The sequence below is a fragment of the Burkholderia sp. Ax-1724 genome (assembly GCF_011752995.1).
Lineage (GTDB): Bacteria > Pseudomonadota > Gammaproteobacteria > Burkholderiales > Burkholderiaceae > Paraburkholderia.
In genome coordinates, this window is record NZ_VWWL01000006.1 from 278,520 (window position 1) to 298,693 (window position 20,174).

At 66.2% G+C, this 20,174-nt stretch carries 18 protein-coding genes and 2 pseudogenes; 7 read left to right on the plus strand and 13 right to left on the minus strand.

The window, feature by feature from the left end; all coding sequences use genetic code 11:
- Positions 1-112 precede the first annotated feature (112 nt).
- Positions 113-1,030, minus strand: a complete 918-nt coding sequence (locus F3J19_RS10255) for a LysR family transcriptional regulator (RefSeq protein WP_167040355.1) — start codon at positions 1,028-1,030, stop codon at positions 113-115.
- A 50-nt stretch (positions 1,031-1,080) separates the two neighbouring features.
- Positions 1,081-1,971, minus strand: coding sequence for a LysR family transcriptional regulator (locus F3J19_RS10260; RefSeq protein ID WP_167040357.1), 891 nt, complete (start codon positions 1,969-1,971; stop codon positions 1,081-1,083).
- A gap of 121 nt (positions 1,972-2,092) precedes the next feature.
- Here F3J19_RS10260 and F3J19_RS10265 point away from each other — a divergent pair, with 121 nt between their 5' ends.
- Positions 2,093-2,836, plus strand: a complete 744-nt coding sequence (locus tag F3J19_RS10265) for an SDR family oxidoreductase (RefSeq protein WP_167040359.1) — start codon at positions 2,093-2,095, stop codon at positions 2,834-2,836.
- A gap of 76 nt (positions 2,837-2,912) precedes the next feature.
- Here the strand turns inward: F3J19_RS10265 and F3J19_RS10270 are convergent, their stop codons facing one another.
- The 4 genes and pseudogenes from F3J19_RS10270 to F3J19_RS32590 all read right to left on the minus strand — a co-directional run.
- Positions 2,913-3,938 (minus strand): aldo/keto reductase, encoded by a 1,026-nt coding sequence (locus F3J19_RS10270; protein WP_167040361.1) that lies wholly within the window; start codon positions 3,936-3,938, stop codon positions 2,913-2,915.
- Between the two features lie 90 nt (positions 3,939-4,028).
- A complete protein-coding gene (locus F3J19_RS10275) occupies positions 4,029-5,504 on the minus strand; it encodes a tetratricopeptide repeat-containing glycosyltransferase family protein (RefSeq protein WP_240158884.1) in 1,476 nt (491 codons plus the stop codon).
- A pseudogene (locus F3J19_RS32585) lies at positions 5,389-5,631 on the minus strand (hypothetical protein); the annotation flags it as partial. The pseudogene F3J19_RS32585 and the gene F3J19_RS10275, both read right to left, overlap by 116 nt.
- Positions 5,589-5,777 (minus strand): annotated as a pseudogene (locus F3J19_RS32590) (tetratricopeptide repeat protein); the annotation flags it as partial. The pseudogenes F3J19_RS32590 and F3J19_RS32585, both read right to left, overlap by 43 nt.
- 212 nt (positions 5,778-5,989) lie before the next feature.
- On the opposite strand from F3J19_RS32590, the gene F3J19_RS10280 reads away from it, so the two are divergent.
- Positions 5,990-6,979, plus strand: a complete 990-nt coding sequence (locus tag F3J19_RS10280; protein WP_167040365.1) for a chemotaxis protein — start codon at positions 5,990-5,992, stop codon at positions 6,977-6,979.
- A gap of 39 nt (positions 6,980-7,018) precedes the next feature.
- Here F3J19_RS10280 and F3J19_RS10285 read toward each other — a convergent pair whose 3' ends face one another.
- Together F3J19_RS10285 and F3J19_RS10290 are read right to left on the minus strand one after the other, a co-directional pair.
- Positions 7,019-8,137: an asparaginase gene (locus tag F3J19_RS10285; RefSeq protein ID WP_167040367.1), complete on the minus strand. Its 1,119-nt coding sequence runs from the start codon at positions 8,135-8,137 to the stop codon at positions 7,019-7,021.
- 142 nt (positions 8,138-8,279) lie between these two features.
- Positions 8,280-9,533 carry an MFS transporter gene (locus F3J19_RS10290; protein WP_167040369.1) on the minus strand — a complete coding sequence of 418 codons (1,254 nt, stop codon included), beginning with the start codon at positions 9,531-9,533 and terminating at the stop codon, positions 8,280-8,282.
- Between the two features lie 364 nt (positions 9,534-9,897).
- Here F3J19_RS10290 and F3J19_RS10295 point away from each other — a divergent pair, with 364 nt between their 5' ends.
- Positions 9,898-10,830, plus strand: coding sequence for a hypothetical protein (locus F3J19_RS10295; protein ID WP_167040371.1), 933 nt, complete (start codon positions 9,898-9,900; stop codon positions 10,828-10,830).
- Positions 10,831-10,952: 122 nt separating this feature from the next.
- On the opposite strand, the gene F3J19_RS10300 is transcribed toward F3J19_RS10295, so the two are convergent.
- Positions 10,953-11,882: a LysR family transcriptional regulator gene (locus F3J19_RS10300; protein ID WP_167040373.1), complete on the minus strand. Its 930-nt coding sequence runs from the start codon at positions 11,880-11,882 to the stop codon at positions 10,953-10,955.
- Between the two features lie 117 nt (positions 11,883-11,999).
- Here F3J19_RS10300 and F3J19_RS10305 point away from each other — a divergent pair, with 117 nt between their 5' ends.
- Both F3J19_RS10305 and F3J19_RS10310 read left to right on the plus strand, forming a co-directional pair.
- Complete coding sequence (locus F3J19_RS10305; RefSeq protein ID WP_205192724.1) at positions 12,000-12,743, plus strand: SDR family oxidoreductase; 744 nt, start codon at positions 12,000-12,002, stop codon at positions 12,741-12,743.
- A 60-nt stretch (positions 12,744-12,803) separates the two neighbouring features.
- Positions 12,804-13,700 (plus strand): SDR family oxidoreductase, encoded by an 897-nt coding sequence (locus tag F3J19_RS10310; RefSeq protein WP_167040377.1) that lies wholly within the window; start codon positions 12,804-12,806, stop codon positions 13,698-13,700.
- Positions 13,701-13,795: 95 nt separating this feature from the next.
- On the opposite strand, the gene F3J19_RS10315 is transcribed toward F3J19_RS10310, so the two are convergent.
- The 4 genes from F3J19_RS10315 to F3J19_RS10330 all read right to left on the minus strand — a co-directional run bounded on the left by F3J19_RS10315 (position 13,796) and on the right by F3J19_RS10330 (position 18,093).
- A complete protein-coding gene (locus tag F3J19_RS10315; RefSeq protein ID WP_167040379.1) occupies positions 13,796-15,157 on the minus strand; it encodes an MFS transporter in 1,362 nt (453 codons plus the stop codon).
- Positions 15,154-16,542 (minus strand): MFS transporter, encoded by a 1,389-nt coding sequence (locus tag F3J19_RS10320; RefSeq protein ID WP_167040381.1) that lies wholly within the window; start codon positions 16,540-16,542, stop codon positions 15,154-15,156. Before F3J19_RS10320 ends, F3J19_RS10315 begins: the two co-directional genes overlap by 4 nt.
- Before the next feature lie 205 nt (positions 16,543-16,747).
- The gene (locus tag F3J19_RS10325; protein WP_167040383.1) at positions 16,748-17,839 is read right to left on the minus strand and encodes a porin; all 1,092 of its coding nucleotides are present in this window, start codon (positions 17,837-17,839) and stop codon (positions 16,748-16,750) included.
- Positions 17,836-18,093, minus strand: a complete 258-nt coding sequence (locus tag F3J19_RS10330) for a hypothetical protein (RefSeq protein ID WP_167040385.1) — start codon at positions 18,091-18,093, stop codon at positions 17,836-17,838. Before F3J19_RS10330 ends, F3J19_RS10325 begins: the two co-directional genes overlap by 4 nt.
- 79 nt (positions 18,094-18,172) lie before the next feature.
- On the opposite strand from F3J19_RS10330, the gene F3J19_RS10335 reads away from it, so the two are divergent.
- Together F3J19_RS10335 and F3J19_RS10340 are read left to right on the plus strand one after the other, a co-directional pair.
- Positions 18,173-18,751, plus strand: a complete 579-nt coding sequence (locus F3J19_RS10335; protein ID WP_167040387.1) for a UbiX family flavin prenyltransferase — start codon at positions 18,173-18,175, stop codon at positions 18,749-18,751.
- A 202-nt stretch (positions 18,752-18,953) separates the two neighbouring features.
- Positions 18,954-20,141 carry an FAD-dependent monooxygenase gene (locus F3J19_RS10340; RefSeq protein WP_167040389.1) on the plus strand — a complete coding sequence of 396 codons (1,188 nt, stop codon included), beginning with the start codon at positions 18,954-18,956 and terminating at the stop codon, positions 20,139-20,141.
- Positions 20,142-20,174 lie beyond the last annotated feature (33 nt).

Here is a 20,174-nt window from a genome sequence, read left to right on the forward strand (position 1 = left end):
GCCGGATCGGGATGGCGGGCGGGCAAAACCCTGCCCGCGGCACGGGCACGACACGACGCCGCTTCCAGCCAACCGCGCACGCCATCCGCGCGCAACCGGTCCCGCGCGCCGCCTAAGCCGTCAGATCGAGCCCCCGCACGAGCCGTTCGGCAAGCCGCGGCTGCCGCAACTGGTCGAGCCACCACGTCAGCGCGCGCCCCTCGTGGTCGCCGCGCCACGCGACATAGAGCACGTTCGGCTCACGCGGATCGGCGGTCTCCTTTTCGATCAGCTCGCCGCGTTGCAACAGCGACGCCACGCGCTCGCGCGGCAGCCAGCCGACGCCGAGGCCGTCGCGCTGCGCGAGAATCTTCGCGCGCATGCCCGGCAACGCGAGCGAGGCCTGGCCGCCGATCACGCCATACGCGCGGCCCGCGCCCGCGCGCGACGAATCGGCCACCACCACCGCGCGATGCGCGCTGATCCGCTCGCGGCTGAGCGGCTCCTCGGCGGCCGCGAGCGGATGACGCGGCGACACCGCGAACACCCACTCCATCACGCCGAGTTCGAACCAGCGCAGGCCGGCAATCGCGGGCGGCTCGTTGGTCGCGCCGACGATCAGGTCGGCGCGGCCGTCGCGCAGCGCCTCCCATGTGCCGCCGAGCACTTCGTGCGTGAAGCGCAGCCGCACGCCGGAGCCGAGCGCATCGAACGCGCGCACCACCGGCATCAGCAGCTCGAATTCGAGGACTTCGTCCGTCACGACCCACAGCCGGTCTTCCCAGCCGCTCGCGATCTGCTTCACGCGCTGCGTCATGCGCGCCATGTCGAGCAGCAGACGCGCGGCTTCGTCGGCGAGCAGCTGGCCGGCCGGCGTCAGTTGCAGCCGGTAGCGGCGCCGGTCGAACAGCAGCGCGTCGAAACGCGCTTCCAGTTGCCGCGCGGCATGCGAAACCGTCGAGGGCGCCTTGCCCAGCCGCGCCGCCGCGCGCGACAGGCTGCCGGTCGCGCGGATCGCGTCGAGCAGGGCCAGTTCGTCTTCCGACAGCATGTGCGATTCCCTCGAATGAGTGCGCCGCCGACGATGGTAGCGCGAGCCGCTCAGCCCACCGCCTCGAAAATATCCCTGAGCCACTGCGCGAACGCGCGCACCCGCGACGACAACTGCCGGCTCTGCGGATACAGCACCGACACCGGCAACGTCGGCGGCGGAAACTCGGCGAGCAGGATGCGCAGACGCCCCGCCGCGAGGTCCGCCTCGACGCGATAGCGCGGCACCTGGACGATGCCGAGCCCGGCGAGCGCGGCGCCCGCGTAGAGATCGGCGCCCGTCACCGAGACCGCCGACGGCAGCATGATCGCGCGGTCGTGTCCGTCGACGCGGAATTCGAGCGGCACCGGCTTGCCGGTCGCGCTCGACACGTAGTTGACCGCGCGATGCGCGGACAGCGCCGCGAGGTCCGCCGGCTCGCCGTACGCGGCAAGGTAGGCCGGACTCGCGACCGTGACCTGCTGCAGCTGCGCGACGCGCCGCCCGACCATCGACGAATCTTGCAGATTGCCCGCGCGCAGCACGCAATCGACGCCCTCGCGCACCAGATCGACGAAGCGATCGTCCTCGCCGATCACGAGCTCGATGCCGGGAAAGCGTTCGAGAAACGCGGGCAGCGCCGGCACCACGAAGTGCCGCGCGAGCGTGCCCTGCACGTTCACGCGCAACAGCCCCTTCGGCGCGAGATTCGAAAACGAGCCCTCGGCCTCCTCCATGTCGGCGATCAGGCGCACGCAGCGCTCGTAGTACGCCGCGCCGTCGGGTGTGAGCCGCACCGTGCGCGTGGTACGCTCCAGCAGCCGCGCGCCGAGCCGCTCCTCCATGCGCTGCATCAGATTGGTGACGGTCGCGCGCGGAATGCGCAGGTCGTCGGCCGCGCGCGTGAAGCTCTGCCGCTCGGCAATCCGCACGAACACCCGCATTTCCTCGAAACGATCCATAATCGACGCTCACCAATTATTAAAGCAAATGGAATGATGATGGCGAGTCTAGCGCGATTATCTACGCGCCGAAAGCGCTCATGATTCCCTCTCCATCACCCCTACTGTGAGGACACGCATCATGAACACGAGCAACACGAGCCGGGTCGCCATCGTCACGGGCGCCTCGCGCGGCATCGGCAGCGCGATTGCGCAGCGGCTTGCGAAGGACGGCTTTGCGGTCGCCGTCAATTACGCGTCGAGCGCGGGCGAAGCCGAGGCGCTCGTCGCCGCGATCAGGGACGCGGGCGGCAAGGCGGCCGCAGTGAAGGCGGATGTCTCGAACCCCGACGACGTGCGCCGCATGTTCGAGCACACCGAGCAGCAGCTCGGCAAGGTGGACGTGCTCGTCAACAACGCGGGCGTGATGAAGCTCGCGCCGATCGCCGAGGCTCAGGACGCGATGTTCGAGCAGACTTTCGACATCAACGTGCGCGGCACCTTCAACACGCTGCGCGAAGCGGCCGCGCGCCTGAACGACGGCGGCCGCGTGATCAATTTCTCGACCAGCGTGCTGGCGCTGAACCTGCCGGGCTACGGGGTCTACGTCGCGACGAAAGCGGCCGTCGAGGCGTTCACGCGCGTGTTCGCGAAGGAACTGCGCGGGCGCAACATCACGGTGAACGCGGTCGCGCCGGGTCCGATCGCGACCGCGCTGTTCCTCGAAGGCAAAACCGAGGAGCAGATCGCCAACTTCGCGAAGATGCCGCCGCTGCAACGGCTCGGCGAGCCGGACGACATTGCGTCGGTGGTGGCGTTTCTGGCCGGGCCCGATGCGGCGTGGGTCAACGGCCAGGTGTTGCGGGCGAACGGCGGGCTGGTTTGATAGCTGAGTTGATAGCGGTTTTTTGATAACGGGTTTGACGGCGCGGTGCCTCCGGTTCGAGCGCCGCGCCCCTCGCTCAAACCGCCTTCGGATTGCGCTCCGCGAATCCTTCCTGATGCCAGTACGGATAGGCGGGCCGCACGGCGCTCGCCGCGTCGAGCCTCGCGACCTGCTCCGGCGTCAGATTCCAGCCGACCGCGCCGAGGTTCTGCCGCAACTGTTCCTCGTTGCGCGCGCCGATCAGCACCGTCGCGACGGTCGGCCGTTGCAGCAGCCAGTTCAGCGCGATCTGCGGCACGGTCTTGCCGGTCTCGGCGGCGACTTCGTCGAGCGCATCGAGCACGCGGAACAGATAGTCTTCCGGCACCGGCGGCCCCATGTCGGCGGTCTTGTGCAGCCGGCTCGTTTCCGGCAGCGGCTGGCCGCGCCTGAGCTTGCCGGTCAGGCGCCCCCAGCCGAGCGGGCTCCACACGACCGCGCCAACGCCCTGATCGGCGCCGAGCGGCATCAGCTCCCACTCGTAATCGCGGCCGATCAGCGAGTAGTAGGTCTGATTCGCAACGTAGCGCGGATAGCCGTAGCGGTCCGCGAGATCGAGCGACTTCATCAGATGCCAGCCGGAAAAATTCGACACGCCGGTATAGCGGATCTTGCCCGCGCGCACGAGGTCGTCGAGCGTGGACAGCACTTCGGCGATCGGCGTTTTCGCGTCGAAGCCGTGCAACTGGAACAGGTCGATGTAATCGGTTTGCAGGCGCCTGAGCGCCGCGTCGACGGCCTCGATCAGATGGAAGCGCGACGAGCCGACGCTGTTCGGCCCGTCGTCGATACGGAAGGTCGCTTTCGTCGAGATGATAGCCTTGTCGCGCTTGCCCTTCAGCGCCTCGCCGAGCACCGATTCGGACACGCCCCTCGAATAGCTGTCGGCGCTGTCGAACATCGTGACACCCGCGTCGAAGCAGATGTCGATCAGACGCCGCGCTTCGGCGACGTCGGTCGCGCCCCACGCCTGAAAAAATTCGCCCTTGCCGCCGAACGTACCCGTGCCGAAACTCAACACCGGCACCTTGAAACCCGATGCACCCAGATGTCTGTATTCCATTGAAGAATCTCCGTGGCATTGCCGTCGATGAACGGAGGTTCAGTCTACGCGCTGCGTGGCAACGCTGCGCCCAACGGGCATACGCTGCAACTACGCGCCGCGCCCCGCTCCGCTTACCCCGGCCAGCGCCTCGCGCACCGCGTCGATCACGCTGTCCCAGTCGCCGAGCGCCGGCTGCCTGAAGAGGCGCGCGTGCGGATACCACGGCGTGTCGCTGCGTTCGAGCAGCCAGCGCCAGCAGGTGTCGAAGCGGTTCAGAATCCACACGGGCCGGCCGAGCGCGCCGGCCAGATGCGCGGTGGACGTGTCGACCGAGATCACGAGATCGAGATTGGCGACGAGCGCGGCCGTGTCGGCGAAATCGTGCAGCAGGCCCGTGTAATCGGCGACACGGTCGCGAAGCGCGCTCTCTGCGAGTTGCTGGGCGGACGCGCCCTTCTGCACGCTGAAGAAGCGCACGTTCGGCACATCGAGAAGCGGCGCGAAACGCTCGAACGCGAGCGAACGGCGCGCGTCGATCTTGCGCAGTTCCGCGACGTGCGCGCGGTTTTCGCCAGCCCAGACGAGGCCGACCTTCAGGTGCTTCAGTTGCGTCTCTGGTTGCTCCGCCGCATCGGCACCGGCATCGATGCGTTCGCGCCATGCGCTCACCGCCGCGGCATCGGCGAACAGATAAGGTGTGGCCGATGGAATGCTCGTCTCGTCGGTGCGCAGCGCAAGCGGCAGGCTCAGCAGCGGACAATGACAATCGAACGGCGGCAACGGCTGCCCCGCTTCGATCAACTGGTCGACACCGTCGAGCGTCGACAGAAGCCGTAGCAACGGCGCCGGCACTTCGAGCACGACCTTCGCGCCGAGCCGCGCGACGCTCGACGCATAGCGGCAGAACTGCAGCGTATCGCCGAGACCCTGCTCCGCGTGCAGCAGAATCGTCTTGCCGTCGAGCGGAAAATCGCCGAGCCATAGCGGCTGCGCGAACTCGCGCTTGCCGGCCTGGATGCGGCGACGCTCCCAGCGCCATTCGTAGGCCCGCCAGCCCGCCTCGAAGCGCCCCATCTGCAACAGACACAGCGCCTGATTCCAGTGCGTTTCCGCCGCGGCGGGATTCAGCGCGAGCGCGCGCTCATAACTTGCCAGCGCGTCTTCGTGACGATTCAGATCGATCTGCGCGAGACCGAGGTTGTTCCATGCATCGACGAAACCCGGCGCCAGTTCCAGTGCGCGCCGGTAGCTATGCTCCGCTTCGAGAGGCCGGTTCAGATCGCCGAGCGCATTGCCGCGATTGCTCCACGCGTCGGGATAATCGGGCTGCAAGGCAAGCGCGCGTTCGCAGCTGTCGAGCGCGTCGGCCGCGCGGCCGAGATCGCGCAGCACGCACGCGCGATTGTTCCAGGCCACCGCGAAATCCGGCGCGAGCGCGAGCGCGCGCTCGAAGCTCGCCAGCGCATCGAGCGGCCGGTTCAGCGCGGCGAGCGCATTGCCGCGCTGATTCAGCGCATCGGCGAACTTCGGCTGCAAGGCGAGCGCGCGTTCGGCGCTCGCGAGCGCTTCGTCGTGACGCTGCAAGGCATTCAGCGCGTAGGCAAGATTCGAATGCACGGGCGCCTGCTTCGGGTTGACGGCCAGCGCCTTGCCGAGCAGATCGGCGCCTTCCTGCACGCGGCCCGTCTGCAACGCAAGCTCGCCGAGCCAGCGCAACGCGTCGCCATGTTTAGGCTTGAGTTCGAGGATCTCGCGATAGAGCTCTTCCGCTTCGACGAGCGCGCCATTGCGCTGAAGCGCGACGGCTTGCCGAAGCATGTGATCCAACTGTTGCGGCAGACTGGCGGGCTTGCTCATGCGGGACGGGAATCGAAAGTTCGCAATATCGTGAAGCGGTATCGCGACGCAAGCGTCTTGCTGGACGCGGCGCACGGCAAGACCGCGAGAAGCGCCCGATTATCGCTGAATTTTCCGCAAGCGCCGCCGATAACCCGTAGACAAGCCAGGCGCCAGGGCACCCCGACGACAACATGGCGCACGACTCGCACCGCAACCCTGGAGAGAATCCGATGGCAGACGAACACCGTGCCAACCACGAGCGCAACACCGAACGCAGCAACCTGACGAGTTCGAACAAGTTCGAACTGCTGCTGTACCGCCTCGGCTGCGTGCCGGGCAGCGACGCGCACGAGCTATATGGCATCAACGTCTTCAAGGTGCGCGAAATCTCGACGATGCCGCCCGTCACGCCGATCGCGGGCGCCTCGCCGTTCGTGATGGGCGCGGTCGACATTCGCGGGCAGATCATTCCGGTGATCGACCTGCCGCGCCTGATGGGCTGCGAACCGACGCGCGGCCTGAACATCCTGCTCGTGACCGAGTTCGCGCGCTCGACCCAGGCGTTCGCGGTCGAGGAAGTCGACGACATCGTGCGGCTCGAATGGAACCAGGTGCTGTCCGCCGACGGCGCGGCGAGCGGCAAGCTCGTCACGAGCATCGCGCGCATCGACGGCAATACCGGCGATTCGCGGCTCGCCCAGGTGATCGACGTCGAGCAGGTGTTGCGCGACGTGTTTCCGTCGCAACACCCGAGCGTCGATCCGAAATCGGTCGGCGAAGTGCTCGGCATTCGCCGCGGCGCGAAGATTCTCGCCGCCGACGACTCCGGCTTCGCGCGCAAGCTGATCGAGCAGGCGCTCAGCGCGATCGGCGCGGACTACATCATGACGAAGACCGGCGAGGAAGCGTGGGCCGCGTTGCAGCAGGTCGCGCGCGAGGCGCAACAGAACGGCACGCGCGCGAAGGACAGCATCGCGCTCGTGCTGACCGATCTGGAGATGCCGGAAATGGACGGCTTCATGCTCACGCGACAGATCAAGGCCGACGAGCGCACGCGCGATATTCCGGTCATCATCCACTCCTCGCTGACGGGCGCGGCCAATGAAGCGCACGTGAAGAACGCGGGCGCCAACGGTTATGTCGCGAAATTCGCGGCGGCCGAACTGGCCGATGCGATCCGTCATGCGCTGGGCGGCGCGGCCGCGAAAGCGGCAGCTTGACCACCTCCGCCGCGCGCACCGCCGCGTGCCCTGGTGCACTTACCGGTGCGCGGTCAGCCCGACCGACAACACCATGCGGCCGATCTCGACACCCATCGTATTGAGCCGCTTCGGCGCATGAAAACCGTCGAGCTTCGCGCGCTGCTCCGCCGTCCCGAGATCGAGCAGCGCGAGGAGTTCGGCGCTCACCGCATAGAGCGCGGCGACGTTGCCGTCCTCGATTTTCACGGCGATACCGAGCGCGCCGTTCGCGCCGAGGCGCGCGGTCTGCGGCGACGCGCGCACGCCGATCGCATAGCTGCCGTCGGCGCCGAGCTTGCCGACCAGCGCGCCGCCGAAGGCCTGCATCAGCAACGTGCAGAAACGGCCCTCGCCGCCCACCAGTTCCGGGTATGACGTCATCGCGCGATAAATGCGCGCGAGCGCGACCGTGCGCGGCGTCACGTCAGTTGCCCCCGAGGCTGCCCCTGCGGTTGCCCCCGAGGCGACTTCGTCTTCGGCCGCGGCGAGCTTCGCGAACAGACGCGCGAGCCGGTCGAGCGGAAAGGCCGGCGTCGGCAGATTGCAGCCGTCGATCGCCCATTGCACGCCGTCGTCGGGCAGATCGCAGACGCTCGCGACCGTCTGCTTCACGCGCACCTGCAACGGATGCCCGGGTAGTTCGTACCCCGCGAGCGCCGCACCGATCGAACGCGCGCCGGCCAGCATGCCCGCGTGCTTGCCGGAGCAGTTGCTGCACACGCCGCTGGGCGTGAAGCCACGCCGCAGCCAGTCGGCGTACACCGCTTCCGACAGCGGCGGATGACCGCCGCAGCGCAGGTCCGCCTCGCTCGCGCGCGCCTTCGCGAGCATGCTGCGCGCGCGGTCGATATGGCGCGGCTCGCTGCTGTGCGATGCGCACATCAGCGCGAGATCGGCGTCATCGAAACCGCAGTGCTCGAGCGCGCCGGTCTCGACGACCGCGAGCGCCTGTGCCGGTTTCGCCGCCGAGCGCGCGAGCGTCATACGCGCGGGATCGCCGAACGAGTACAGCAGGCGGCCGCTCGCATCGACGACGGCGACATGCGCGAGATGCGTGTTCTCGACCGACGCGCCGCGATAGATCGTCGCCGCGACCGGCGCAGCATGTGCAACGGGATGCCCCTCGGACAGGCTCATGCGTGGTCTCCTCCTGTTGGCTCACCCGGTGCGTCGGCACGATGGATGAACTCGCGGTTTTATCGATGTTTCGCTCGACACGCGGCGCAAGCCCGACGCCCGGGCAGCAATACTCAACAGCACGCGGCGCACGCCGCAACACTCAGGCGCTCGCCGCCAGTTCCTCTTCGCGCTCCAGCTTCCGCGTGCGCCGCAGTTCCGGAAAAAGCCGCATCCACAGCAACGCGATCGCGATCGTCGCGACGCCGCCGACCAGCACGGCCGGTTGCGCGCCCCACCAGCCCGCGGTCAGGCCCGATTCGAATTCGCCCAATTGATTCGAGGTCCCGATGAACAGCGAATTGACCGCGTTGACGCGGCCGAGCATTTCATCGGGCGTGCGCAACTGCACGAGCGAAAGCCGCACGACGACGCTGATCGTGTCCGATGCGCCGAGTATCATCAGCGCGATCAGCGACACGATGAACTGATGCGAGAGCCCGAACATGATCGTCGCGATGCCGAACGCGATCACGCCGCCGAACATCGCCGCGCCGGGCCGCTCGCGCAGCGGGAAATGCGCGAGCCAGATCGTGCCCGCGAGCGCGCCGATCGCGGTGCCCGAGCGCAGCAGGCCGAGGCCGATCGGCCCCGCGTGCAGCACGTCGCGCGCGAAGATCGGCAAAAGCGCGGTCGCGCCGCCGAACAGCACTGCGAACAGATCGAGCGAGAGAGCGCCGAGAATCACGGGCTCCTTGCGAATGAACGCGATGCCCGAGAAGATCGATTCCAGCGTGACGGGCGCGCGGCTCGCCGGCTTGAGCTGCAGCGGAATGGTCCACACCGCGACGGCGGCGGCCGCGAACGACAGCGTGCAGGCGAGATAGGCCGCGCCCGGTCCGACGCCGTACAGCAGGCCGCCGAGCGCGGGGCCGGCGATCTGCGCGGTCTGATTCGCGGAGGTGGACCACGCGGTGGCCTTCGGCAACTGGCCGCGCGGCACCACGGCCGGCAGCAGCGACGACACCGCCGGCGATTCGAACGCGCGCGCCGCTCCCGCGCAGGCGGCCAGCACGTAGATGACCGGCGCGCTGATCCAGCCGCCGAACGTGCCGAGCGCGAACAGCAAGGCGGCGACGCCTTCGAGGCTCTGGCAGACGGCGGCGATGCGGCGGCGATCGTAGCGATCGGCGACGTGGCCGACGACGAGCGTCAGCAGGAACATCGGCAGGAATTGCGCGAGGCCGACGAGGCCGAGCGCGAATGCGCTATGGGTCAGCGCATAGACGTGCCAGCCCATCGCGACGGCGAGCATCTGGAACGACAGCGAGGACAGGATGCGGGTGCACCAGAAACGCTGGAAAGGCGGGTGTTTCGGCAGGCTGAAAGACGGGGGATCGACGGGGGCGGGTGACATCGGTGACTGGTTCGTTACGTGATGCGCGGTAGGTAGCTCGCGATGGCTCGCGGTGGCCTGAATGGGGCGGCGCTAGTTTAGAGCAAGACGACATGACGTGCCGGAAGCGGGATCGGGCGGGGCCCGCCGGACTGGCGTTCCGCTCCGCTTCCTGCCCCGCCGGCGCCGCGCGCGGAACTCAGGTGCGCCGATTATGGCACGGCCGAAAACGGGCGCGCGCAACGAGGCTGCGCGGATTCACGAAGTCCTCATTCAATCTCGGGTACGCTGCGGGATGCGGCTTGTGCAATAGCCGCCTCGCAGTAAGCGGACTTGCTCCGGCAAGACGACGAAGTTTCAATCATCTGGATGGAGGGTATCGACTGTGGCTACCGAGAATGGCGGTTCGCTGTATGTCCTGCAGGCACGTCCACCGGCGATCATCGCCCTGTGGCCCGACGGTTCGCACGAAGTGGTCGTCGCGAACCTGACGCGCACGCCCGACGGCATCAAGGTCGACGTCGAGAACCAGATCGTCTATTGGACCAACATGGGCAGCGGCATCCATCTGATCGACGGCGATCCGGTGCCCGGCGCGGTGCCGCCAAACGACGGCACGATCGAAAGCGCGAAGCTCGACGGCAGCGAACATCGCGTGCTGGTGCCCGCCGGCGTCGCGGGCACGCCGAAGGAACTCGTGCTCGACAAGGAAGGCGGCTTTCTGTACTGGTGCGATCGCGAAGGCATGCGCGTGATGCGCGCGCGCACGGACGGCAGCGAAGTCACCGAACTCGTGCGCACCGGCAACTTCCCCGCCGATACAGGCGACGCCACGCGCCATTGCGTGGGCATCGCCCTCGACAAGCCGAACGGCCATCTCTACTGGACGCAGAAGGGGCCGCCCGATGCGGGCGAAGGCCGCATCTTCCGCGCCGGCCTCGATCTGCCGGCCGGCGCGCAGCCCGATGCGCGCCCCGACCTCGAATGCCTGCTCGATCAGTTGCCCGAACCGATCGATCTCGACATCGACCATCGCGACAGCATGCTCTACTGGACCGATCGCGGCGACGACACGCACGACGGCAATACGCTGAATCGCGCGAAGATCACCGCGGCGGGGCTCGCCGATCGCGAGGTGCTCGCACGCGATCTGCAGGAAGGCATCGGCGTGTCGCTCGACCCGCGCGGGCGCCGTGCCTTCGTGACCGATCTCGGCGGCAACGTGCGGGAGCTGAACATCGACACGAAGCACGAATCGCATTTCACGACGATCGCGCACCTCGGCGCGCTGACCGGAATCGATTACGCGGATCTCTAAGCGCGACCGGCCGGGACGACCCACGGTATCCGGGCCGTCGTCCCGGCTTGCCGGGACACGCGGGCGCGGCACCACGCGCCCGCTATGTCGCGCCCGCCATGTGCAACGCATCCCTCTAAGCCCTAATCGCTGCCGTCGCGCCGCAGCCTCAGCACGGTCGTCATGTACTCCGTCGCGAAGTCGATAAACGCTTTCACGCGCAGCGGCATTCTGCGCTGCACGGGGTAAATGATCTGCGCGGGCAGCGACTTCGCGCGCCATTGCGGCAGCACCCGCACGAGGCGCCCCGAGACCAGGTCTTCCTCGACGAGCCATTCCGGCAGCACCGCGATGCCGAGTCCCATGCGCACCGCCTCGCGCATGCTCGTCACGCCCTCGGTGATGAACACGGGCTCGACCTGCAGAATCTGCGTCGAATTCCGCGAATACAGCGTGACCTCGCGCGCGCCGCCGAACTGATCGCTGGCGAGCGCGATCCACGGCAGCGCGTCGAGCCCTTCGGGCCGGGTGGGAATCGGGTGGTCTTTCAGAAACGGCGGAGACGCGACGAGGTAGCGCCGGATCTCGCCGAGCGAGCGCGCCACGACGCGCTCGTCGATCAGTGCGCCCGCGAGAATGCCGGCGTCACATCCCTCTTCGATCATGTGCAGCGGCCGGTTCGAATACCCCAGCTCCATGCGCACGGCCGGATGTGCCTGAATAAAGCTGCTGATAAGCCGGCTGATGACGGACTGGCCGAAATCGATCGTCGAAAACACCCGGATATTGCCGCTCAGCTCGGTCTGGTCGTTGCTGAGCCGCTGCGCCGACTCTTCGGCCAGAGACAGCAAGGCCCGCGCGTCGGCCAGCAACTGATGCCCGACTTCGGTGAGGCTCATGCGATGCGTATCGCGACGCAGCAGCACGGCGCCGCATTGATCTTCGAGCGAGCGCAACTGGCGGCTCAAGGTGGGCTGGCTCAGGCGCAGCTTGCGCGCCGCAGCGGAGATGCTGCCGCTGTCCACGATGGCGACGAAGGCGCGCAACAGGTTGAGGTCGTCGAATATGCTCATACGCTGGAAGCATAACCCATATACTGGTCATACGGCTACCGTGGGGGTCCGGACGGCGCGATGATTCACCCATCGCATCGATCACCGATCAATCACCCCGTCAGAAGGAGCCTCACCATGACCACCCAAGCCAAAGTCGCCATCGTTACCGGAGCATCGCGCGGCATCGGCGCCTCGATCGCGAAGCGCCTCGCTGCGGACGGCTTCGCCGTCGTCGTCAACTACGCGGGCCGCGCGGCCGACGCGCAGGACGTCGTGGCATCGATCGAAGCCGCGGGCGGCCGCGCCACCGCGATTCAGGCCGACGTCTCGGTGCCCGCGCAGGTCGCCGCGATGTTCGACCAGGCCGTCACGCTGTTCGGCGGCGTCGACGTCGTCGTGAACAACGCGGGCATCATGCAGCCGGGGCTCGTGCCGCTCGTCGATACCGACGACGCCCTGTTCGACCGCCTCATCGCGATCAACCTCAAGGGTACGTTCAACACGCTGCGCGTGGCCGCGAAAAAACTGCGCAGCGGCGGGCGCATCGTCAACTTCTCGAGCAGCGCGACGGCACTCGCGATGCCGGGCTATTCCGTCTACGCCGCCACGAAGTCGGCCGTCGAAACGATGACGAACATCTTCGCGAAGGAACTGCGCGGCCGCAACATCACCGTGAATGCGGTCGCTCCCGGACCGACCGCCACCGAGCTGTTCCTCAAGGACAAGACGCCCGAGCAGATCGAGCGCCTCGCGAAGATGCCGCCGCTCGAACGCCTCGGCCAGCCCGACGACATCTCGGCCGTGGTCGCGTTCCTCGCCAGCGACGCGGCCAGCTGGGTCGACGGTCAGACGCTGCGCGTGAACGGCGGCATTATCTAAGCCGTCCTTCGCGTCGCCTCGACTCATCACCCTGAACTCATTGCAAGCAAGGAGCCCGACATGAAAAACATCATCGTCGTGACCGGTGCATCGAGCGGCTTTGGGCGCCTGAGCGCCGAAGCGCTCGCGAAGGCCGGCCATATCGTCTACGCGTCGATGCGCGCCACCACGGGACGCAACGCGCCGACCGTCGCGCAGATGGCGGCATTCTCGCAACAGCATGGTGTCGATCTGCGCACCGTCGAACTCGACGTGCTCTCGCAGGAATCGGTCGACGCCGGCATTGCGCAGATCATCGCCGAACACGGCCGCATCGACGTCATCGTCCACAACGCGGGCCATATGGCCTTCGGTCCCGCCGAGGCGTTCACGCCGGAGCAATTCGCGCAGCTCTACGACGTCAACGTGCTCGGCACGCAGCGTGTGAATCGCGCGGTGCTGCCGCAGATGCGCAAGCAGAAGCGTGGTCTCGTCGCCTGGGTGTCGAGCAGCAGCTCGGCGGGCGGCACGCCGCCCTATCTCGCACCGTATTTCGCGGCGAAGGCGGCGATGGATTCGATCGCGGTTCAATATGCGCGCGAACTGTCGGGCTGGGGCATCGAGACGTCGATCATCGTGCCGGGCGCCTTTACTTCCGGCACCAACCACTTCGCGCATGCGGGCCGTCCCGCCGATGAAAGCGTGCTCGAAGCGTACGAAAGCGGACCGAACGCCGGGCTCGGCGAGCGCATCCAGCAGGCCTTCGCCGCGATCGTGCCGGCCGATGCCGATGTCGGACTCGTGGCGCAGGCGCTCGTCGACGTGGTCGATGCGCCGGCGGGACAGCGGCCGTTCCGCGTGCACGTGGACCCGGCGCAGGACGGCGCGGACGTCGGCTTTGCCGTGCTCGATCGCCTCAGGGCGGAGATGCTGCAGCGAGTCGGGATGGCGGAGTTGTTGAAGCCGCGGGTGTATTGAGCCTGTGTTTTAGACCGCTCGCAAAGAGGCAACGGCATGCGCCGTTGCCTCTTTGTTTTTTTGGGTGATCCGCACCGAAGCGGACGGCATTCCGGTCACGCAATCGACCGGCCCATCACGCGCCGCCGGTTCCAGCCGAGCCACACCGCCAGCAAAGCGATGAAGACGAAAACGCCGGACACGTTCGCGAAGAGGCTCGCAACCGGCAGGTTCATCGCCAGCAGCACGCCGCCAAGCACGGACCCGATGACCGACCCCAGCTTGCCGACGCCGATCGCCGAGCCGACCCCGGCCGAGCGCAGCAAGGTCGGATAAAGCATGCCCGCGACCGCATAGAGCGCGAACTGGCTGCCGATCACGCAGACACCACTCGCGAACGACGCGGCATACAGCCAGACAGCCGGCATCGGCATGCCCAGCGATACGCACACCGGCAAACCGAGCAGCGCGAGCAGCAGGATCACGGCAACGCCGTAGCGGTCCACGTAGCGGCTCAGCGCGAGCGCGCCAACCGTGCCGCCGACCGGAAACATCATCGCGGCCTTCGCCGCGTGAGCCGCCGGCAGCGCGCTCATGCTGAACAGGATCGGCAGCCAGTTCTGCAAAAACTGCAACGCTAGCGAATTCAGAATGAAAAGCGCCCACAGCAAAGGCGTCACGGAAACGAGGCCGTTGCCGAACAGCGCAAGCGGCGTCGCCCGGATACGCTGTTCGTCGTGGACGAGGTAGCGCGCGTACGGGCCAGGGTCGGCGGCGTCCGAACCGAGACGGCGCACGATGCGGGCGATCTCCCGTGGGGCGCGTCCGTTGAGAATCAGAAAGCGGATGGACTCCGGCAACACGGCGAACGACACGACGGCCACTGCGACGGCCGCCACTCCGCCAAGCTCGAAAAGAACCGGCCAGCCGAAGCGCGGCAACAGCCAAGACGCGATCGCGCCGCCACCGCCGGCGCCAATCGAGAAGCCTGAAAACATCAGCGTGATCCATGTCGCGCGGCGCGCCTTGGGCGCGTATTCGGAAACCAGCGCAACGGTATTCGGCACCACGCCGCCCATGCCGATGCCGGCCAGAAAGCGCAGTACGGTCAATTGATCGAGCGAGGTCGCGAAGCTGCACGCAAAGGTCAGGATGCCAAACCACAGCGCGCCGTAGATGATCGTCAAACGTCGTCCTATGCGATCGCCCATGAAGCCGAGCAGTAACGAGCCCACCAGCACGCCGGCGAGACCGTAGCCGAAGACATGGCCGAATTCCGCGGGCTTGACGTGCCACGCGTGAATCAGCGTCGGCGCCGCATACGCTGCGGCAACCTGATCGTAGCCGTCGATCAGCACGATCAGAAAACACCATGCGATCAGGCGCAGCGCAAAGCCGCGCAATCTTTGCTGCTCGATGAGGGCCGAAACGTCGATAGCGCGCCCGGTCTGCGGGACCGTTCGTGAGAGGCCGTTCATCGCGAATCGCCGAGTGCCGAACGCATCTCCTTGACGCGCGCGTCCTCTTGCTTGTGCTCGTCGCCGAATCGCGCGCGATACAGCACTGCGAGCACGGCCGAGAAAATCGCCGCGACGAGGAACAGCCCGGACGCGGCGTAGAACATCCGCGCAATCGGCAGATGCATCGACAGCAGAATTCCGCCGATTACGGGCCCCGATACCGAGCCGATCTTGCCGACCGAAATCGCACTGCCGACGCCCGCCGAGCGGAACGACGTCGGGTAGATCATGCCGGCCACCGCATACAGGCCATATTGCGCGCCGACCACGCAGAAGCCGGTCGCAAACACGGCGAACATCAGCCACGCCTCGGACATGCCATGACCGAGGAAGGCGACGACAGGACAGCCGATCGCCGGCAGGGAGATGATCGCGAGCACGCCGTGACGGTCGACGAAACGGCACAGGATCAAGCCGCCGAGCACGCCGCCCACCGAGAACATCGTCGTGATGAGACCGGCGCTCTGCGGATTGATGCCGACGCCTTCCATCAGGATCGGCAGCCAGTTCTGCAGAAAATACAGCGCCATCGAATTGACGATGAAGACGATCCACAGGAGCGGCGTGATCGCACGCAGGCCGTCGGAGAAAATCAGCTTGAGCACGAAGCGCTTCTTTTCCTGCACTTCGCCGGGCACGAACAGCGCGTCGGCCGGCAGCGCAAGCTCGGGACGCAGGCGCGCAACGAGCTGGCGCACCGTTTCGATGCTGCGCCGGCGCACCACCAGCAGCTTGGCCGACTCCGGCAACATCACCGCCAGCAGCAGCGCGACCGCGAGCGAGCCGATACCGCCCACCACGAACATCACGGGCCAGCCATAGCGATGAATCAGCGCGGACGAAACGATGCCGCCCGACCCCGCGCCGATCGAAAAACCGGAGAACATCAAGGTCACCCAGGTGGCGCGCAATCTTTTGGGCGCGTATTCGGCGACCAGCGCGACCGAATTCGGCACCACCCCGCCCATGCCGAGCCCGGCAATGAAACGCAGCAGCATCAGGTCCTGCAACGAAGTCGCCCAGACGGACAGGAGCGTCAGCGCGCCGAAGAACAGGCTGCCCGACACGATGGCGCGCTTGCGGCCGAAGCGGTCGCCGAAATAGCCGAAGATGAACGAGCCGATCAGCGTGCCGAACAGCCCCGCGCCGAAGACCGCCCCGAAGCCGCCGCGCGCGACATGCCACTCCTTGACGATGGCCGGCGCGGCGAACGAGACCGCGGTCTGATCGTAGCCGTCCATCAGCATGATGAGGAAGCACCAGAACAGCAAGCCGATGGCGAAACGTCCTGTCTTCTGCTCTTCGATGAGTGTCGAGATGTTAAATGTACGGTCTGCTTGCATGTGCGTTCCAAAATGCCGGTCAGACGGCGGCGCTGCCGCGCGCCGCCCCTCTGTTCTTACTTCCCGTCGACGCCATCGCCGGGAGCCTCAATATACGGCCCGCGAGCGGGCGGCAGAATCAAAAAATCCCGATGATCCCATCGAAATAGCTGAAGAACGTTGCACCGCGCGGCCTGCCCGCCAGATGGCCGGCGCGCGCGACGCGTCAAAACATCTGATTGATACCGATGCGCCCCACCGTCTGCGCACTCGAACTCGACGTCTGGTAACCGAACTGCTGCGCGTGGGCATTCGGGCCCGACGCGCGCTGCACGCCGACGCCCGCGTAAATCTGCGTGCGCTTGGACAGGTAGTGCGTGAGAAACAGGTTGTACTGGTTGTACGTGAGCCCGTCGAACATCGAGCGGTTATACGAAATGCCGAGGATGTAGAAGCGCTTGCCGCCGCTCAGGTCGATGTTGACGCCGGCCTGGTAGTTGCGCTCCGAGATCGAGCCCTGCGAGTTTTCGAGCTTCACGTCGGTGAAAGTAAGGTGCGGCACGAAGTAGCCCACCGCAACGGAGCCGCCGAGCGCAATCGTGCTGTAACGATCGGCGTTGAACAGCGTGCCCGGCTTGAGCGTCTGCCCGAGCACCGAGGTCACGCCGAAGATACCGTTCAGATCGGCGGTGCGGTCGTGCGACATCGAATACGCCGCGCCCAGTTTCACCGCGCCGTTTTCGTAATGCGCGCCGATGCTGTACTGGCGCCCGTCGCTGAAATTCGGCTGATTGCCGAAGCTGTTCATCACGCCGGCCTGGAAGCCGCGGTAATTGATCGTTTCGTAGCTGACGGAATTGTCGAGCGCCCGCGTGTTCGCGAGCCCGTCCAGATTGCCGACCGTATAGAACGACGAGATGCCCGGCACTGAGTTGTTCAGCGCGCCCACGTACTGGTACACGTAGTCGGGAATGTGCCCGAGGCTCAGCGAGCCGAAGCGGTCGTTGCTGATGCCGACGTACGCGTCGCGGTTGAAGAAGCTCGTCGGATTGATCTGCGCGCCGGTGTTGGTCAGAAAACCCGATTCGAGCCGCGCAAACACCGTGTTGCCGCCGCCGATGTCTTCCTTGATCAGGAACCCGAAGCGGTCCGGCGTGCGCTTGCCCGCCGACTGCTGATACAGATGCGACCCGTGCGAATTCGAAACGAAATCGACACCCACATCGACGCTGCCGTACAGCGTCACCGATGATTGCGCGAACGCCGGACACCCCAGCACGAACGCACAGCTACCCAACAACAAGCTCGTCGTTTTCAAAAAATGTCTCCAATGTCTTTCTTGTCGCCGACCGCCTGTTTGCGGACCGATCCCCACCTGGCCTGCGCGCGGGCCCGTTCGCCGCGCGCCTGGCTGTCTTTAAGCTGCCTTGAGTTACCTTTACGCCAGAGGTTGCCGAGAGTGTAGCCAATGGATTCTGGCTTTTGAATCGTGAATTCTTTATCAATCCATCGAACAAAACGAATAAAGTCTTTAACGATCGGTAAAAACACCAGGAGAGCGCGATTAATCAATGCGCGCGCTTCTATTAGATGAAACCCGGTGCTAACATCCGCCGCGTCGAGATTATGGATTGGCGTTCGGGAGACTCCTATGAATGGCAAAGGCATGCCGCCGCGGCGCATGGTGGTCGGAATCAGCGGCGCCTCGGGCGTCATCTACGGCGTGCGGCTGCTGCAGCTTCTGCGCAAGCTCGAGATCGAAACCCACCTCGTGATGAGCCGCTCGGCGCAAGTCACGCTGGCCCACGAATCGGACTACAACGTCGCCGACATCCGCGCGATGGCAAGCGTTTGCCACTCGAACACCGACATCGGCGCGTCGATTTCGAGCGGCTCGTTTCCGGTGTTGGGCATGATCGTCGCGCCCTGCTCCATCAAGACCCTCGCGGAAATCAGCACCGGCATGACGAGCGGCCTGCTCGCGCGCGCCGCCGACGTCACGCTGAAGGAGCGCCGCCGTCTCGTGCTGATGGTGCGCGAAACGCCACTGCATCTGGGCCATCTGCGCAGCATGACGGCCGTCACGGAAGCGGGCGCGATCGTCTATCCCCCCGTGCCCGCGTTCTACGCGAACCCCGAGTCGCTGACCGACATGGTCGACCACACGCTCGGCCGCGTGCTCGACCTGTTCGGGCTCGACAGCGCGACGGTGCATCGCTGGGGCATGTAAGCGCGCGGCCGGCTTATCGCCGGCTGTGCGCGAATTATCAAAATTCAGTGATGATTCATTCGGATTAATTTGCTTCTTTCGCGCGATTCGCTGGATTAAAGTAATTCCCGATTTCAGCGGATTTACCACTGACAAATATTATCGATTGCCTGATAGGCAATTTCGATAAGAATCGCCCATTACGAAAAGGTCGAATCGTCGAATGAAGATAGTTATTGCAGGCGCCGGTATCGGCGGATTGACGGCCGCCGCCGCGTTATTGAAAAAGGGTTTCGACGTCACGGTGTTCGAGCAGGCCCAGGAACTCAAGGAGATCGGCGCCGGCGTGCAGCTGAGTCCGAATGCCACGCGCGTGCTGTATCAGCTCGGCGTGGGCGATGCGCTCGACGGGCTCGCGTGCGAACCGCTCGGCAAGCGCGTGCGTCTGTGGAACACCGGCCAGAGCTGGCGTCTGTTCGATCTCGGTACGCAATCGCGGGCACTCTACGGCTATCCGTACTTCACGCTGCATCGCGCCGACCTGCACCAGAAGCTCGCCGATGCGGTCCGCGCGCTCAAGCCCGACGCGATCCGCCTCAATCACAAGGTGGAAAGCTTCTCGCAACAGGACGGCAAGGTGCGCGTGCAGGCCGTCGGCGGCGAAACCTGCGAAGGCGATCTGCTGGTCGGCGCGGACGGCGTGCATTCGCGCGTGCGGCGCGCGCTGTTCGGTCCCGACGAACCGGTCTTCTCCGGCGTGATGGCATGGCGCGGCGTGATCGACGCGAGCAAGCTGCCCGAGCATCTGCGCGAGCCGTACGGCGCGAACTGGGTCGGCCCGGGCGCGCACGTCATCCACTATCCGCTGCGCGGCAACAACCTGATCAATTTCGTCGGCGCCGTCGAGAAGTCGGGCTGGCAGGTCGAATCGTGGTCGGAGCGCGGCACGCTCGAAGAATGTCTCGGCGACTTCGCGGGCTGGCACGACGACGTGCGCACGCTGATCTCCGCGATCGACATTCCGTACAAGTGGGCACTGATGGTGCGCGAGCCGATGCCGCGCTGGAGCCTCGGCCACGCGACGCTGCTCGGCGATGCCTGCCACCCTACGCTGCCGTTTCTCGCGCAGGGCGCCTGCATGGCGATCGAGGACGGTTATCTGCTCGCGCGCTGCCTCGAACGCCATGCGCGCGACGTGCCCGCGGCGCTGCAACGCTACGAGGCGCTGCGGCTCGAACGCACCGCGAAAGTCGTGCGCGGGTCGGCGGCCAATGCGACGCGCTTTCACAATCCGCAGCTCGCGCACGCGGAAGGCGCGGCCGCGTATGTGGACCGCGAATGGAGCGAGGAGCGCGTGAAGGAGCGCTACAACTGGCTGTTCGAATACAACGTCGACACGCTCGAAGTTTGATCCGCACGGGCGCCGCCTCCGACGCGGCCCCGT

Excerpts from the sequence above, each read along its gene's own strand:
- F3J19_RS10255 (WP_167040355.1), bottom strand. The coding sequence starts at position 1,030 with ATGCTGTCGGAAGACGAACTGGCCCTGCTCGACGCGATCCGCGCGACC.
- F3J19_RS10260 (WP_167040357.1), bottom strand. The coding sequence starts at position 1,971 with ATGGATCGTTTCGAGGAAATGCGGGTGTTCGTGCGGATTGCCGAGCGG.
- F3J19_RS10265 (WP_167040359.1), top strand. The coding sequence starts at position 2,093 with ATGAACACGAGCAACACGAGCCGGGTCGCCATCGTCACGGGCGCCTCG.
- F3J19_RS10270 (WP_167040361.1), bottom strand. The coding sequence starts at position 3,938 with ATGGAATACAGACATCTGGGTGCATCGGGTTTCAAGGTGCCGGTGTTG.
- F3J19_RS10280 (WP_167040365.1), top strand. The coding sequence starts at position 5,990 with ATGGCAGACGAACACCGTGCCAACCACGAGCGCAACACCGAACGCAGC.
- F3J19_RS10285 (WP_167040367.1), bottom strand. The coding sequence starts at position 8,137 with ATGAGCCTGTCCGAGGGGCATCCCGTTGCACATGCTGCGCCGGTCGCG.
- F3J19_RS10290 (WP_167040369.1), bottom strand. The coding sequence starts at position 9,533 with ATGTCACCCGCCCCCGTCGATCCCCCGTCTTTCAGCCTGCCGAAACAC.
- F3J19_RS10300 (WP_167040373.1), bottom strand. The coding sequence starts at position 11,882 with ATGAGCATATTCGACGACCTCAACCTGTTGCGCGCCTTCGTCGCCATC.
- F3J19_RS10305 (WP_205192724.1), top strand. The coding sequence starts at position 12,000 with ATGACCACCCAAGCCAAAGTCGCCATCGTTACCGGAGCATCGCGCGGC.
- F3J19_RS10310 (WP_167040377.1), top strand. The coding sequence starts at position 12,804 with ATGAAAAACATCATCGTCGTGACCGGTGCATCGAGCGGCTTTGGGCGC.
- F3J19_RS10315 (WP_167040379.1), bottom strand. The coding sequence starts at position 15,157 with ATGAACGGCCTCTCACGAACGGTCCCGCAGACCGGGCGCGCTATCGAC.
- F3J19_RS10320 (WP_167040381.1), bottom strand. The coding sequence starts at position 16,542 with ATGCAAGCAGACCGTACATTTAACATCTCGACACTCATCGAAGAGCAG.
- F3J19_RS10335 (WP_167040387.1), top strand. The coding sequence starts at position 18,173 with ATGAATGGCAAAGGCATGCCGCCGCGGCGCATGGTGGTCGGAATCAGC.
- F3J19_RS10340 (WP_167040389.1), top strand. The coding sequence starts at position 18,954 with ATGAAGATAGTTATTGCAGGCGCCGGTATCGGCGGATTGACGGCCGCC.